The organism is Hoyosella rhizosphaerae (assembly GCF_014643175.1).
Classification (GTDB): domain Bacteria; phylum Actinomycetota; class Actinomycetes; order Mycobacteriales; family Mycobacteriaceae; genus Lolliginicoccus; species Lolliginicoccus rhizosphaerae.
Window position 1 is genome coordinate 1120495 of record NZ_BMJH01000001.1, and the last position, 15579, is coordinate 1136073.

Annotated in this window: 16 protein-coding genes; 4 read left to right on the forward strand and 12 right to left on the reverse strand. The window is 58.1% G+C overall.

What is annotated here, in order from left to right; translation table 11 throughout:
• Positions 1-5: 5 nt before the first annotated feature.
• Together hflX and dapF are read right to left on the reverse strand one after the other, a co-directional pair.
• Positions 6-1547: a GTPase HflX gene (gene hflX, locus IEW73_RS05225; RefSeq protein WP_188671301.1), complete on the reverse strand. Its 1542-nt coding sequence runs from the start codon at positions 1545-1547 to the stop codon at positions 6-8.
• 113 nt (positions 1548-1660) lie between these two features.
• Entirely contained in the window at positions 1661-2524 is an 864-nt protein-coding gene (dapF, locus tag IEW73_RS05230) for a diaminopimelate epimerase (protein ID WP_188672970.1), read from the reverse strand.
• 229 nt (positions 2525-2753) lie between these two features.
• Here dapF and IEW73_RS05235 point away from each other — a divergent pair, with 229 nt between their 5' ends.
• On the forward strand, positions 2754-3659 hold the full coding sequence (locus IEW73_RS05235) for a collagen binding domain-containing protein (RefSeq protein WP_188671303.1): 906 nt from the start codon (positions 2754-2756) through the stop codon (positions 3657-3659).
• 4 nt (positions 3660-3663) lie between these two features.
• Here IEW73_RS05235 and IEW73_RS05240 read toward each other — a convergent pair whose 3' ends face one another.
• From IEW73_RS05240 to IEW73_RS05275, 8 genes are all read right to left on the reverse strand, one after another.
• Entirely contained in the window at positions 3664-4128 is a 465-nt protein-coding gene (locus IEW73_RS05240) for a MaoC family dehydratase (RefSeq protein ID WP_188671305.1), read from the reverse strand.
• Positions 4129-4131: 3 nt separating this feature from the next.
• Positions 4132-4902: a 3-oxoacyl-ACP reductase FabG gene (fabG, locus tag IEW73_RS05245; protein WP_188671307.1), complete on the reverse strand. Its 771-nt coding sequence runs from the start codon at positions 4900-4902 to the stop codon at positions 4132-4134.
• 69 nt (positions 4903-4971) lie between these two features.
• Positions 4972-6036 carry an ABC-2 membrane transporter-related protein gene (locus tag IEW73_RS05250; RefSeq protein ID WP_188671308.1) on the reverse strand — a complete coding sequence of 355 codons (1065 nt, stop codon included), beginning with the start codon at positions 6034-6036 and terminating at the stop codon, positions 4972-4974.
• 36 nt (positions 6037-6072) lie between these two features.
• Complete coding sequence (locus IEW73_RS05255) at positions 6073-7074, reverse strand: ABC-2 membrane transporter-related protein (RefSeq protein WP_188671310.1); 1002 nt, start codon at positions 7072-7074, stop codon at positions 6073-6075.
• Positions 7071-7937 (reverse strand): ABC transporter ATP-binding protein, encoded by an 867-nt coding sequence (locus IEW73_RS05260; RefSeq protein WP_229675770.1) that lies wholly within the window; start codon positions 7935-7937, stop codon positions 7071-7073. Before IEW73_RS05260 ends, IEW73_RS05255 begins: the two co-directional genes overlap by 4 nt.
• The gene (locus IEW73_RS05265) at positions 7937-8344 is read right to left on the reverse strand and encodes a GntR family transcriptional regulator (RefSeq protein WP_188671312.1); all 408 of its coding nucleotides are present in this window, start codon (positions 8342-8344) and stop codon (positions 7937-7939) included. The genes IEW73_RS05260 and IEW73_RS05265 overlap by 1 nt, the downstream gene beginning before the upstream one ends.
• 130 nt (positions 8345-8474) lie before the next feature.
• Positions 8475-9377, reverse strand: coding sequence for a tRNA (adenosine(37)-N6)-dimethylallyltransferase MiaA (miaA, locus tag IEW73_RS05270; protein WP_188671313.1), 903 nt, complete (start codon positions 9375-9377; stop codon positions 8475-8477).
• Positions 9374-10081, reverse strand: a complete 708-nt coding sequence (locus tag IEW73_RS05275; protein ID WP_188671315.1) for a class III extradiol ring-cleavage dioxygenase family protein — start codon at positions 10079-10081, stop codon at positions 9374-9376. The genes miaA and IEW73_RS05275 overlap by 4 nt, the downstream gene beginning before the upstream one ends.
• A 215-nt stretch (positions 10082-10296) precedes the next feature.
• Between IEW73_RS05275 and IEW73_RS05280 the strand changes: the two genes are divergently transcribed.
• Complete coding sequence (locus IEW73_RS05280) at positions 10297-11589, forward strand: DUF349 domain-containing protein (protein WP_188671317.1); 1293 nt, start codon at positions 10297-10299, stop codon at positions 11587-11589.
• A gap of 100 nt (positions 11590-11689) precedes the next feature.
• Here IEW73_RS05280 and IEW73_RS05285 read toward each other — a convergent pair whose 3' ends face one another.
• Together IEW73_RS05285 and miaB are read right to left on the reverse strand one after the other, a co-directional pair.
• Entirely contained in the window at positions 11690-12220 is a 531-nt protein-coding gene (locus tag IEW73_RS05285; RefSeq protein WP_188671319.1) for an Rv2732c family membrane protein, read from the reverse strand.
• Positions 12221-12222: 2 nt separating this feature from the next.
• Positions 12223-13797 (reverse strand): tRNA (N6-isopentenyl adenosine(37)-C2)-methylthiotransferase MiaB, encoded by a 1575-nt coding sequence (gene miaB / locus IEW73_RS05290; RefSeq protein WP_188671321.1) that lies wholly within the window; start codon positions 13795-13797, stop codon positions 12223-12225.
• Between the two features lie 200 nt (positions 13798-13997).
• Between miaB and IEW73_RS05295 the strand changes: the two genes are divergently transcribed.
• Together IEW73_RS05295 and IEW73_RS05300 are read left to right on the forward strand one after the other, a co-directional pair.
• Positions 13998-14999: a TAXI family TRAP transporter solute-binding subunit gene (locus IEW73_RS05295; protein ID WP_188671323.1), complete on the forward strand. Its 1002-nt coding sequence runs from the start codon at positions 13998-14000 to the stop codon at positions 14997-14999.
• Positions 15000-15118: 119 nt separating this feature from the next.
• Positions 15119-15535, forward strand: coding sequence for a DUF1850 domain-containing protein (locus tag IEW73_RS05300; RefSeq protein ID WP_188671325.1), 417 nt, complete (start codon positions 15119-15121; stop codon positions 15533-15535).
• Positions 15536-15579: the final 44 nt, after the last annotated feature.

Below are 15579 nucleotides of genomic sequence, written 5' to 3' on the forward strand. Positions count from 1 at the left end.
CTCGCCTACAGTGCGTATTCGCTCAGCGCGGCGGCTAGTGCAGGTGGAACGTGCGCTCTGATGCGGGTTCCGTTCTGCTCGTGTGTCTCCTGTTCCACAGTGCCTTCTGCGTGGATGCGGGACACGAGTTCGCCCCTCGCATACGGCACTTCTACCAGCACGTCCACGTCCTTGCGGACTAGCTCTTCCACGAGCCGTTTCTTCAGTGCCGGTATCCCAGCGCCCGTATGCGCTGACACATACACCGCGTCAGGAAGTGCAGATCGCAGCTTGGCTAGTGATAGCGGATCAGCTGCATCAATCTTGTTGATCACCAACAGTTCTGGCGGTGCGACAGCATCTTGTTCGCGGATCACGTCGTTGATGACGTGCCGCACGGCATCAATTTGTCCCAGTGGGAACTCGTCCGAGCCGTCAACAACATGGAGCAGGATGTCGGCGTCGACCACTTCTTCCAACGTGGACCGAAATGCTTCGACCAATTGAGTGGGAAGGTGACGAACAAACCCAACAGTGTCAGTCAGCACGACTTCGCGTCCGTCGTCGAGTGTTGCCCGACGCGTCGTGGGGTCGAGCGTTGCGAACAAAGCGTCTTGGACCAGGACACCAGCGTCTGTCAGCGTGTTCAGCAGACTCGACTTACCTGCGTTGGTGTATCCCACAATCGCAATCGAGGGAACTTGGTTCCGCTGTCGACGAGCTCGCTTCGTGTCGCGCGAACTCTTCATCGCAACGATTTCCCGCTTCAGTTTCGCCATACGTTCGCGAATTCGTCGGCGGTCTGTTTCGATTTTTGTTTCACCTGGACCACGCAAGCCCACGCCGCCATTGCTGCCTGCGCGACCACCGGCCTGCCGGGACAGCGCTTCACCCCAACCGCGGAGTCTCGGCAACATGTACTCCATTTGGGCAAGCGACACTTGAGCTTTGCCCTCGCGGGATGTGGCGTGTTGGGCAAAGATATCGAGGATCAGCGCCGTTCGGTCAATCACCTTGACTTTGACAACACGTTCAAGCGCTGTCAGCTGAGCTGGCGTCAATTCGCCGTCGCAAATTACGGTGTCGGCACCGGTGCTGATGACGATTTCACGCAGTTCAGCGGCCTTACCGGAACCGAGATATGTAGCGGCATCAGGTTTATCGCGGCGTTGGATCAGCCCTTCGAGGACAACTGATCCGGCCGTTTCGGCGAGGGCTGCAAGTTCGCGCAGGCTCGCTTCTGCATGCGCGGCGCTACCTGAAGTCCAGATACCTGCGAGGACTACCTGCTCTAGTCGTAGCTGCCGGTACTCAACCTCTGTGACGTCTGCGAGTTCTGTCGAAAGTCCACGAACGCGACGCAGCGATGTGCGCTCTTCTAGCTGGAGCTCACCTGTCGATGGATCAGCTGATAATGGAGTTACCCGGCTTCGCGCTGAGGCTTTGTCGCTTGAAATTTCGCTGTCGCTTGAAATTTCGCTGTCGCTTGAATTTCCGTTATCGCCAGAAAACTCAGTGCCGTCAGAAAACTCAGTGCCGCCAGAAAGTTCGATGTCACTGTTGGACATGATTGCATCGTCGTCGTTCGAGAAAGTATTCACTGATTGCCGCAAAAGCGCGGTCACCCCTTATCTACTGATGTGTTGCTTTCGATGATACGGGGCATTCACGCCTACGGCGATCAATTATTTTCCCACCACAGCCGATTAAGTTCGCCACTGCCGACCAACACGGACGGGCCACGCAAGAAGGAGCCTGTTGAATCAAGGGTCACAGCGACAGAACCGCCAGGCACATGCACAACAACAGTCCCTTCGGTTTGACCTACGTCGGCGAGTGCCGCTGCAGCGGCAGCGACCGTTCCTGTTCCGCAAGATCTTGTTTCACCGACGCCTCGTTCATGAACACGCATGTGCACTGCGCCATCCAGCAGTGGAGTGACGATTTCGATGTTCACCCCGGTCGGGAAAAAGTCGGCGTCGTATTGCGGGCCGCTGATATCAAGCGCACGCAATTCGTCTACCGACAATTCAGGAACGACACAGGCCAGGTGTGGATTGCCCACATCGATGCCAATTCCAGAAAACTTACGGTGGTCGATTTCGGCAACACTGTTCCCTAGGGTGCGCACGGGGCCCATGGAAACGGTGACCTCACCCTTAGCCGCGTCGGCGCTGTGCACAATGACGGGACGAGCGCCCGCCCTACTGCCCACCGTAAATTCAGCGCTGGTTTCGAGGCCCGATGCACACAGGTAGTGAGCAAATACCCGCACTCCGTTGCCGCACATCTCAGCGATGGAACCGTCGGCGTTGCGGTAGTCCATGAACCAATCTGTGGCAGCAACACCGTCTGGTGCACTTTCGAGCACGCCCGCTTCGATGAGAGCCGATGTTCGAGCGACTCGCAGCACACCATCAGCACCGATCCCTTGCTGCCGGTCACACAAAGCAGTAACGAGTGATTCCGTGAGTGATAGCTGCGCCTCGGTGTCGGGAAGGATCACAAAGTCGTTCTGCGTGCCGTGACCCTTACTGAAGGGGATGCCGCCGCTCAATGGTGCTGCCATAACAATCGAGGATACGGCGTCCCCGATGTAAGTGGAGAAGTCGTGTCGACGTCATCAAGATCACGTTCAGGTAACAGGTCGGCAACAGACCGGGTTTACGCGTAACACTCACATTGGGAGGTTAGATGTGACGTATACGACAGCCGTTGCGGTCGGGCAACGCGGGTCGTCACCCTGACCCTGAACATACAAGGAGAACTACACAATGCGAGTTCGCACCTACCGTGCAAGCGCAGCAGTATTGGCCTGTGCAGCATTGTTGCTGAGCGCATGTAACGACACGACTGACTCGACGAGCGCCGCGCTCGAAAACTCAGCGACGCCAACAGAAAACGTTATCGCGCCCGATGCAGATGACACAGCTGCAGATGACGCAGACAGCCCGGCTGCACCCGACACCGAAAAGACAGCGCCAGCAAGTACAGCGCCACAAAGTAACCCATCGAAAACCGCCCCCACCGCGGCGACAAAACCTGCGTCCGCGACACCAGCTAGCACCGAGCAGCAACGCGGCGGATACTTCTCCATCCAAGCTCACACACCAACTTTTGATCCCGTCCCAGGCGTCACCTTCGCTGTCAAAGAAACATGCCCGCGGGATCTGCCCAACGGCGACAGCTCCAATCCAGCAGAGTTGGGGCGAGGCACCACCGGCGCTGACGGCACTGTGAGCATCCCCGTTCCTGTCGGGTGTTTTGCCGTCACGCTCGAAAGCCATCCCGCCGAGTTCACGCCTGAGCCATACGGACTTGCGCACGGAGTTGTCACTGCCCCCGACGACGTTGCCTTGATCCGTATCGCGTTCCGCCACACAGAAGAGCGGACAACAGGAACAGCAAGGTTCACCGTCGTGTCGGACGTCAATGGAGCACCGCGCCCAGACACCGCTGTCACTCTCGCGCCATGCGGCAGCACCGCCGCGCACACCACTACAGGGTTTTCTGATGCAAACGGCGCTGTCTCAATTGACCTTCCTGCCGGCTGCTGGAACGTGACAGGTGTTGCCGAACCGCACTCTGCGGACCAGCTCGTCAACCCAGCTGTGTTCAACATCAGCACAGGTGAAGTTCACATCGAGAAGCTCACAGTGAAATCATTCTCGACGCCGTAAGACCTTATGAGTGTGTGGCAGAAAACAGCAGAACTAGCGTTTCTGCCACACATACCGGACGTCGTTCACCTTCGCGCTCCACCGTCACTTTCACTACGGCTTGATGCCCGCCGCGGTGGGGCCGCACGGATTCAAGAACGGCAGATGCCCGCACACGAGCCCCAACTGGCAGTGGTGCCGGAAAACGGACGTTGTTCACTCCGTAATTCACCGCCATTGCCAGCCCATCAACTCGGTAAACCGAACGCATGAGCAGTGGCAGCAGCGCCAACGTGAGGTACCCGTGCGCGATGGTGGTGCCAAACGGCCCCTGTGCGGCCCGTTCTGGGTCAGTGTGAATCCATTGCTGATCCCCCGTGGCCTCGGCGAACTGATTCACTTGCTCTTGGGTGACGCGGTGCCACTCGCCTACGCCGAGCGACTCCCCTGCTGCTTTCGTGAGCGCGTCGATGGACTCAAATATCCGCATTGGTCAGTCCCGGGGTCCACCAGCAACGTAAATGACCTGACCCGAAACGAATCCAGCCCCCTCGCTCACGAGGAATGATGCAGTGTGAGCAATGTCGTCAGGCACACCCACGCGTCCTACTGGGATTTGTGCGGCACTTGCCTTCTTGAACTCTTCGAATTCCATGCCCACGCGCTCCGCCGTAGCAGCAGTCATCTCCGTCGCAATGAAGCCGGGCGCGATGGCGTTGGCGGTGACACCGAACCGTCCTAGCTCAAGCGCCAACGTCTTTGTGAAGCCCTGCATTCCAGCCTTGGCGGCCGAATAGTTAGCTTGCCCACGGTTGCCGAGCGCAGATGTGCTCGACAAGTTGACGATCCGCCCAAAATTGGCGTCGACCATGAATTTCTGCACAGCTTTCGTCATAAGGAACGCCCCTCGCAGGTGGACATCCATGACCAGGTCCCAGTCGTCGGTCGTCATTTTGAACAGCAAATTGTCCCGAATGATGCCAGCGTTGTTGACCAACACGGTTGGGGCGCCAAGCCGCTCGGAAACAACCTCCACGGCGTTTCCTACCGATTCTTCATCAGCCACATTCGCAGCTACCGCGATGGCGCGTCCGCCGTCACGTTCGATCGCGGCGACCGTCTCAGCGGATCGGGACTCGTCGAGATCGAGAACTGCAACGGATAGCCCATCACGCCCCAAACGCTGCGCAACGGCCGCACCGATTCCGCGCGCTGCGCCGGTGACAATCGCAACCCGTGCACTGTCTGCCGTGATGTCTGCCATTAGATCTTCTCCCTGTGCCAGTTAAGTGTTGTGCCCACCGTAATTGATCACGGTGGAACACAGGACGATTTAGTTCAGCCGACCTACCCGCCACACAGCGCCGACTGCTGCTATGCCGCCGAGCAGGATCAGAAGCATGGCCTCAGTGAGTTGGAAGCGCCAAAACTGGGAGTCCTCGTGGTAGCGGACTTCAAATCGGTCGGCGCCAAGCTCACGCAAACATTGCGCTTCTTCCGCTTCACGAATCCGCTGAATGGCATCCATTTCGTCGTAATACACATCGAGTCGCTCGTTAAATTCTGCTTCGCTCTCACCAGGAACGGGCTCCACAGGACTCTGATAGCTTGTTGCAGGAACACAGGCATCCCGAGGAATGTTCATGTCGTCACCTTCAGCGTTGACGAATAAGCGCTCCAGCGTCCAATCGTTGTAAGTACGGGAGTAGGAAAAGTAGCCCACGCTTTGCCCTCCGCCAGATACCCCCTCCTCCACCGTCTGGACATCAACGCTGGGCGGTGCATAGTTCGGGCGCAACATAGTGGCGATGAGGACACCAGCGCCAAGCACAACGATCGCGGTTACCGAGATGGCCGCCAATGGGTGCCGAATTATGAGTGCGATCGTCGCACCAACCAACAGCGCGCACAGTGTGGCCAATCCAGCTATGAGCGGTGTGTTAGCGAAATACTCGATGCTGAATCGTCCCGCCCATTCAAAACGTGTCGTGGATCGTAACCAGATGACGAGTTGCCCGTAGATAGCCATGGCCAGTGCGATTGGCACGAACACAGTCACGACGATCGCGGTGTACCACTCGCGTCGTGCCACTTCTTGGGTGAAAGCCAGTGTGTGCAATCCCTTGTCGAGATCGCGGGCTACCACACCCGCTCCGACGATCATGGCCAGCAGGACCGGTAGGAGAACCGAGCCGTGAGCTCCCAAATTGAGCACCCCGGTGGCGTTGCTCCAGACGCTCGGGGCTGCTCCTGTCCTATCTGTCCAGGTAAATTCATGGATGAGACGGGCAATTCCCATCGCCGTGACAGCTACAGCCAGGGTAATGAACACGGTGAAGACCAGGGCGCGGTGGTGACGCCAGGTAGCCGCGTAAATGCGAGCACGATGTGAATTCATAAGTCTTGTCCTTATCCTTCAAAGTCTGGCTGCAGGTCAGAGGCGGGAAATGCGCAGTCGCGCGGGTATCAGCAACGCCAGTCCGGCTAGCAGGTAGAGCATCGATTCGCGGAACTGAACGGTCCAAAAATGTTCGTCTGGGTGGTAGTAGACGGTGACTTGGTGAGCCCCGTTTTCCTCCAGGCATGAGACGAGTTCATCGGAACTGGTGACGAATCTTTGCCTGTCCACCTCGATGCTTTGGCTTCCATAGCTGCGAGGGCATAGGACGGCCTGATCCCCGATGGGGTCGCCGTTGAAGTCTTCGATTGCGCGCCGAAACTCCCAGTCGCGGTATCGTGCAAACGACTCGGGGCTGTCATCGATGCCCGTCCCAGTCCAGAGGGTATGCAGTGCTTCGGCGCGAGTTTCCGGCGGCGTCAGCTCACTGCGGAAACCCCCAACGATCATTCCGCCTAATATCACCGCAACGAGCGCAGCTGGTACCGCATATGTGCTTTTTAGAAACAGGCCAAGCACGGCGCCTACCATCATGGATGCGAACATCATCGCCGCGGTCACTGGCCCCCACAACACATAAATGTCGTAGGAGAAGCGCCCTGGGACGCCCGCAAATTCTGGTGTTCGTGTCGTCGCGTACGCTGCGCCGAGCAGTCCCGCGGCAATGCTCAGAGGCAACACCACCACGAGGACTCGGCTGCTCATCCACGACCAACGTGAGGACGACTGGGTGAACGCCAAAATGTGTGTTTCAGTATCCCGTGGTCGCGCCGTCAACGTCGCTCCAACGAGGGCGCCGAACAGGAAAACCAAACCGGACAAGAGCGCTGAGGTTATTCCCATGTACGACCCGGCAATGCACGCAATTTCGGTGCATCGATCGACGTCGTACCTCGGCATTGGCGTCGGTCCCGGAGTGTCGGCGCTGTAACTTCGGAGGACTTGATTACTTGCCAGGGCGCCGACTGCGAGCGCCGCGAATGCCACGCCGGTGAGGACAACAAGTGTTCGATACTGCCGCCAAGTTGTTTTGATCATCGTGGCACGTCCTCGGTGCGCAGGTAGCCAAGCACGACGTCATCAAGCGTCACAGGGGCCACAGCCCAATCACTAGTGGCGATGTGGGGTGCGGGACCTCGGAAGAGGTGGGTGCGCATGTGGGATGAGCCTCGTGTTTCGACCAAGGTCGCTGAACCGACAACGGTGTGTGGATCACCTTGTCCTGTCAGCACGAAGTGGTCGTGGAGGACGTCCTCGATGGGACCTTGCAGATGCACTGACCCTGTGCCCAAGAGGATCATTTCGTCAGCGAGGTCACTGATTTCGCTGAGGACATGAGAGGACAGCAACACTGTTGTGCCTCGTTCGGCTACGTCCGCCATCAAAATCTGTGCGACGGTACGGCGTGCGAGCGGATCGAGATCGGCCATCGGCTCGTCAAGCATGAGGAATTGCGGCTTACGGCCTAGTACGAGGGCGATGGCGACGATCGTGCGTTGTCCCGGCGAGAGGTTTTTGATCTTGGTTCCGAGGGACAATTTGGTGCTAGTCGCGATCTCAGTGGCGTAGTCGTTGTCCCAGCTGGTGTTTGTTTCAGCTCCGAACTTGAGCATCTCGGCCACGGTGAAGGATCGGTAGAGCGGTTTATGCTGCGCCAAATAGGACACACCATGTGGAATGTTGCGCTGTGACGGTGTTTGACCGAGAACAGTGACAGATCCGCCGTCCGGCCGCGTGAGCCCTGCAGCGACGGACATGAGGGTGGATTTCCCCGCACCGTTGGCGCCGATCAGTCCGGTGATGGTGCCGACGTTGACGTGAGTTGTGCACCCGGTTAGGGCAGCATTTTTGCCAAATGTCTTGTCGACGTTGTTGAACGACAATGCGTGTTCTGTGGTCATCAGAAGTCTCCTTGGGCATTTGTGTTGTGCCGAAAGTAGGTGTCGAGTTCGTCGGCAACGAGTGCATCGAGGTCGTCTCGCTCGAGTCCGGCGTTGTGGCCTGAGCGAATCCACTGGTGCAGTTGTTCGCGGAGGCTGTCGGTTTCGGCCATTCCCGGTTTCGCCAGCGACGTGGTGACGAAGGTGCCGAGGCCCGCTCGCGGTTCAACGAGGCCTTCGGTTTCGAGTTCTCGGTAGGCCTTCAAGACGGTGTTGGGGTTGATCGCGAGTTCTGCGACAACCTCTTTTGCGGTGGGTAGTTTTTCTCCGACAGCGAGGTGGCCGAGCCGGAGTGCACGTTTGGTTTGGGTAACTAGTTGGACATAGGCGGGGATGCCCGATGCCTTGTCAATTCGGTACAGGATCATGTTCCTACCTTATTTAACTAATGTATTAGCACTTTGATGTTTACACGACGCTCATGCGCTGTCAACTGGGAGTAACCGGGCTCACTAGCCCAGCTCTACAAGCAATGCTTAAAGGCCGCTAACGTCAGGCCTAGCGGCCAAAAATCCTTATAACAGCATCAGCGGGTGCCGAATCTGCACCATCGACCCAATGAATCCTCGAATCACGGCGAAACCACGACCGCTGCCGCCGCACATACCGGCGCGTCCCCTGCTCCGTCAGTTCCTGCGCCCTCGCAACGTCATATTCACCGTCGATCGAAGCAATGGTTTGCGCGTAGCCAATCGCCCGCGAAGCCGTCACTCCCTCACGTAACCCCTGACCCAATAGGGTTTTTACTTCGTCGACAAGGCCGGACTGAAACATCACCTCGGTGCGCTTCGCAATGCGCGCATCCAACTCTTCGGTGTTGCGATCCACCCCCACAAGCAGTGCATCCCACCGGGGTTCGCCGATCTTCGGAGCCGACGCAGCAAACGGCTGCCCAGTTAATTCAATGACCTCAAGTGCCCGCACGGTTCGGCGAGGATCGGACGACAAAATTGTTTGTGCGGCTTCGGGATCAACACGGGCAAGTTCAGCGTGCAGCGCCTCCACGCCGATTTCCTGCAGCCGCGCCTCCCACTTGGCACGCACGGCAGGGTCGGTAGCGGGAAACTTCCAATCATCGACAAGAGCTTGGATGTATAACATCGATCCGCCGACGATAATCGGGGTGACACCCCGCGCGAGCAAGTTTTCAACGTCAGCGGTAGCTGCGGTTTTGTAGTTGGCGACGGTGGCAATCTCGGTCACGTCAAGAGTGTCGATCTGGTGGTGCGGGATACCCCGGCGCTCATCAACCGGAAGCTTCGCCGTCCCGATGTCCATCCCGCGATACTGCTGCATCGCATCGATGTTGATTACTTCGCCACCAAGCCGTTCCGCTAGGTCAAGACCTAGATCCGATTTACCGGATGCTGTTGGTCCTAGAACTACAACTGGCCGAATCACGGGGTCCACACTCCCGTGTGGTAGCCAACACCGTACGGAGCAGAATCAAACCTGTGTTCTACAGTGGGCGACTCCCCCACCAACCCGGCGAGTAGATTCCACACCGGTCGCGCCGAAACGCCTAGTTCGGCGCACTCCTCCACGTCCAAACCTGCCAAAAAGGCACTGTCTCCAGCGTCCAACGCTGTCGCCAGATTCTTCTCAAACAGCGGAGCGCGATCATGAAAAGCACCAGGGGCCTTGTATGTCACCCGACAAGAACCATCAGCTATCAGCAACACCGCAATAGGTTCGGCACTTTTGTCGCACTGTTCCCGCAGGCGTCGACCCATTTCGACTGCGCCTTCTGGGCTAGTCCCAGCACTTATTAACTCCGGGTGAATTTCCACATGCGGTGCTGCACGGCTCCGCAACCAACCGGCAATCAACATTGCTAGCGGCCACTCTGGATCAACCTCGCTGATGACATCCGGGCGCAAAGCGACGCGCACGTCACGCCCGTACGCAGCGAATGTTCCTGCCTTCACACCACTTGCCGGGTAGGTACCTTCACCAACCAAGATCCATGAATCCGCGACAGCCGCCAGAGCTGACGCGACACCAATAGCGGCGGCACGAAGATCATCAGTCTCACGCGCCGCCGCCCCACACAGTTCAGGGACTAGCAGCGGCGGACTAGGGACAAAGCCAGCGGCAACAAACACAGATACACGCTACCGACGGACACTCGGCCGTGCGAAATCACTACCATCACATACGGCTCGCCAAACCCCGTCTCACGCGAAGTGATGGCTTCCAACGCCGCAACACTGTTGAATGGAAGAGGCGCCAAAGATGACAGTTGGCACAAGTTCGCAGTTTCACCGCGCTAATGCCCGGTGGACACGGCAGCCGTGACGCGCGGCAGAGATGAGGAACCATGACCGAGAGCACCCACCCCAAGCCAGGCGCACCCGTCAACAGTGCAGGTCACGAACACGCAGCACCGAGCATTAAGGCCTTGCCTTCCCAGTTCGGCCGGATCGATGAAGATGGTTCAGTGTGGCTGATTACCGCCGACGGAGAACGCCAAATTGGTTCATGGCACGCAGGTGACCGGGACGAAGGCCTTGCACACTTCGCGCGGAGATTTGATGACTTTGTCACCGAGGTTGAACTGCTTGAGGCGCGACTTGCCACCGGAGCTAGCGAACCCAAAAAGACGAAGAGCGCTGCTCAGCATCTGATCGAGGCGCTCCCCACCGCAACAGTTATTGGTGACGTCGCTGCGGTGGAAAAGCGGCTGCACGCCATCATGTCCGGCGCAGATAAAGCTGCGGAAAAGGCGCAACACAAGCGCGAAGAACACCGGGCCAAACTGATTGAACGCAAAGAAGAACTATGCGTGGAGGCAGAAGATCTCGCCGCGAATGCAACCCAGTGGAAATCCGCTGGTGATCGCCTACGGGAAATGTTCGACGAATGGAAAGCGATCCGCGGTATAGACCGCAAGACTGACGACGCGTTGTGGAAACGATTCTCTAAGGCGCGTGACGCGTTTAACCGCCGCCGAGGCGCCCACTTTGCCGAACTTGATCGGGAACGAGTCTCCGCTAAGACACGTAAAGAAGAACTCGCTGACAAGGCCGAGAGTCTGGCGACGTCTACTGACTGGGGCGCTACTGCCGCGGCGTTCCGAGACCTGATGAAGGAATGGAAAGCTGCTGGTCGCGCGCCACGTGAGGCAGACGATGCCTTGTGGAAACGCTTTAAGTCTGCTCAGGACTCATTCTTTGCGGCACGCAATGCTGCGGCGTCGGAACGCGACGCCGAGTTCGAAGAGAACGCCACAGTCAAGGAAGATCTGCTCAAGGCTGCCGAGTCGTTGGACCCGTCCAAGGATCTCGATGCTGCCCGAGCGGGCCTGCGCACGCTCCAGGAAAAGTGGGAATCCGCTGGCCGTGTCCCACGCGAGCGCATGCACGACCTCGAGTCCCGGTTCAAAGCAATTGAGAGCCGCATTCGGGAGGCTGTGGATTCGCAGTGGCGCCGTTCAGACCCAGAGGCAGAAGCGCGCGCAGCCCAGTTCCGCGAGCGAGTACAACAGTTCGAGGAGCAGGCTGAGAAGGCTGAAGCTGCAGGACGGAAGAAAGACGCAGAGAAGGCCCGAGCTTCAGCTCAGCAGTGGCGTGAATGGGCCGATGCTGCGGAAAACGCAGTGAGCTCGCGCTGAGCTAGACAAGCTCTGACATAGGCAAACGCTGAGATACGAAACAGTGCCCCGGGGATTTCCCTGGGGCACTGTTTCGTAGGGCACTGTTTCGGTTAAGTCGTTATTGGACAGGCTTCGCAGTGGTTTCGGGGCTTCTCGTTAGCGCCACACCAAACCACGTGAGGAATAACGCAACCAAGCACACCAACCCCAGCACGAGACCGATTCCAGGACCGGACGTCACTGTCGCTTCAGCGATAGGGGGTGTTTGACGGGACCAGATCGCCAGCATTCCGAGCACGGACCCAACAAACGAACCACCCGCTGCAACGAGTGACGCAATCCACCGGCGCCGCACGAGTCCAAGGATCGAAAATCCAACACCGAAGACCATCGCAAACCACACGAACAGCTGCGACATGATCTTGATCGACTCTTCCTGGGCCGCCGCAGAATTTGTGAGCACCTGCCATCCGTTAACTGAACCGGTGTGAGGCAACGCAAACGTGCCGAGAAGAAGCAGCACAAATACTGCTGCGACGAGGGCGCGTATACCTGGATCAATTTCTCCTGCGAGCCGCCGACGCTCCGGGTCTACGTCCGAGCGGAACGACTCTGAGGGATCAGGAACACGTGGTGTTGATGTGGTCATTATCAGCAGCATCCTGTTGTCTGTGTTGGCTGTGGCACGGGTGGTGCACCGAGTCGCGGCATCCCCAAACCGACTCCGATTGGTGTCGTGTCGATAGGCCCGGTCTTGAGGGTGAGACCTTGAGCGACCGCGTCACCGGCAGCTGTTCGACGGTGCGACAAAACTTCACCATCAGCGACCAGGTGGTGCGGTGCCGCTGAGGTAATGACGGTCGTGACAATGTCGCCTGGGCGAATACTCTGATCAATGTCACCCACCGGGCGGAAGTGGACAAGTCGACCGTCCCGCGCGCGTCCGCTCATACGTTGAGTGGCTGCGTCTTTGCGGCCCTCGCCCTTGGCGACAAGAACTTCCGCCTCGGTACCGATGAGATTGCGATTTTCGTCGAGGCTGACCTGTTCCTGCAACTCGATGAGGCGTTCGTAGCGTTCCTGCACCACAGCCTTCGGAATTTGGTTCTCCATCTCCGCTGCTGGTGTGCCTGGCCGCTTGGAGTACTGGAACGTGTAGGCACTGGCGAAACGCGCTTTGCGCACGACGTCCAAGGTGTGCTCAAAGTCTTCGTCAGTTTCTCCTGGGAACCCCACGATGATGTCTGTGGTGATTGCTGCATGCGGCATCGCAGCACGCACACGGTCGATGATCCCGAGGAACCGTTCCTTGCGGTATGACCGCCTCATAGCCCGCAGAACCGAGTCTGAACCCGACTGCAACGGCATATGCAATTGTGGACACACATTGGGCGTTTCCGCCATCGCTGCGATCACGTCGTCGGTGAATTCTGCTGGATGCGGGGAAGTAAATCGCACCCGCTCAAGGCCCTCAATGTCACCGCATGCGCGAAGGAGGTCTGCAAAAGCGCCGCGATCACGTGCAATGGACGGATCCGCGAACGAACGTCCATACGAGTTGACGTTCTGCCCCAGCAATGTCACTTCGAGGACGCCCTCAGATACCAGTGCATTAACCTCGGCAAGGATGTCACCCGGACGGCGATCTACTTCCTTACCGCGAAGCGCAGGAACGATGCAGAATGTGCACGTGTTGTTGCAGCCAACAGAGATCGATACCCAACCTGAATACGCTGAATCACGTTTGGCTGGCAAAGCCGACGGAAATGCCTCCAGCGCCTCAATGATTTCGACCTGCGCCTCGGCGTTGTGCCGAGCACGCTCAAGTAATGCGGGCAGCGCACCGAGGTTGTGGGTACCGAAAACCACATCAACCCAGGGCGCCTTCTTCACCACAACATCACGGTCTTTTTGGGCCAAACAGCCACCCACCGCAATCTGCATGTCAGGGTTGACGTCTTTCCACGGACGAAGACGCCCCAAGTTGCCATAAAGCTTGTTGTCGGCGTTTTCGCGCACAGCACACGTGTTAAACACCACTAGGTCCGGCGCATCCTCGTCCGGCGCCGCGACATACCCGGACTCTTCGAGCAGCCCTGACAGGCGCTCAGAATCGTGCACGTTCATCTGACACCCGTAGGTGCGAATCTGATAAGTACGCGTCGGTGAGGCGGCACGCGAAGCACCGCCGTCAGCGACAGCAGCAACGGAAACGTCTAAGTCCACTGTTCCAGGGTACGGACGAGGTCAAACTAAACCCAATCCCACCGGCATCCCACGACTACCCCACCAACGCACCTTTTTGGTGTGTGTCATTGGGTTGTTACCTGAATTTGTCCGTACTGCACCAAATTTTGTTGAACACTAGACCTGGAATGCCCAGTGCTTCTTTGAAGCCACACGCAACGAGAGGGTGCAATCTCCCTATGACCACCACACACTTTGGGCGCACGATAGGTGCCCGCAGTCGGGTTGCTGCGGCCACCATTGCAGTCGCTTCACTGGCTCTCGCTGGTTGCTCAGTCGGCGACGGAAACGACCTCACGCTCGCAACCGGCTCCACCGGCGGAACTTACTTCCCGCTCGGCGGCGAAATCGCCAGCGTGTGGAGCAACAACATTGATGACATCAGCGTCACCGCCACCGTTGGTGGTGCCTCCGTAGAAAACCTTCGCGCACTCGACCAGGGCGAAGTGCAGCTCATCATGTCCGTCAATGCCACCGCCGCCGATGCAGTGACGAGCTCCGGAGACTTCGCTGACAACCCATTGGCAGACCCCGCAGACATACGGGCGCTGGGCAACATCTACCCCGAGATTTTGCAGATTGTCACCACTCGCGACTCAGGTATCTCCTCCATTGAGGACTTGCGCGGGAAACGCGTTGAAATGGGGCCCCTTGGCAGCGCGACGAGCGCACTCGCCGCGCAAGTTCTCGAGGCCTACGGAATTAACCCCGCCACAGATCTCGATGCCACCCTCGACAGCGGTTTTGGCGACGCGGCGACAAACCTCGGTGACGGGGTGGTCGATGCCGCATTTGGCATTCTCGCAGCGCCCACAGGCAGCATCGAACAACTCGCCACCACCAACGATGTGGTCTTGCTCGACATCCAAGGCGCGGCCCTTGATCGCCTACTTGCGGAAAACCCACTACTGTCGCCACATCAGATCCCGGGCGGAACATACCGTGGCGTTGACAACACCAACCGCACTGTCACAGCGTGGGCAACTCTCTACGCCAAGGCTGATCTCGACGACGAACTGGCATACGAGCTTGTACGAGTGATGTACGAAAACGCACGGAGTGTTCAGCACTCGGCAGCGCGCGACATGCTCCTCAACACCGCAGTAGACGGCCTCGGACCAGTCGAAGTCCACCCAGGTGCAGTTCGCTTCTACGAAGAACAGGGCATTAGCGTTCGGTGATAACCAAGCCCACACGTAGGCGGGACTCTCGAACGAATCGAGGGTCCCGCTTATGCGCTGTTTCGGCATGCTTCGTTGTCACCATCGCAACAGCCGCCTGTTCAGTAGGCAGTGACTTAATGAAGTTTGAGGTCTATCAACCGTCGACTGACACTGTTCTCTACTCCACCCCTATTGCCCCTGGCGACCCAATCGAAATGGAACATATTCATTCCGTTCACAAGCAACCCGTGTGGGAAGTTTTTTCTGTAAACGACAGCGCTGAGCTGACGATGAGAGAAATGGTGTTCAATCGAAATGGCGCAAATCTTCCGTCGGGCCCCGAAACAATAAACGGCGTGACGACAACTTTTCTCCACGAAGACGGTCAGTTTCGAGTTCTACACCACGACCGACCGCTTGGCACTATTCCATTGATCGTGGGGAGCGAAGCCGTCAACCACACCTTGACCACCGCCAATGGCGACACAGTTCGCCTGCTTGATCTGACTCGCCCCGGCGACCGAGTGGATCTTCGCGTGTCGAAGGGTCACTAACTCGGCCGCACGCTTTACGTATTCCGCTGCCGATGACAGGCAAT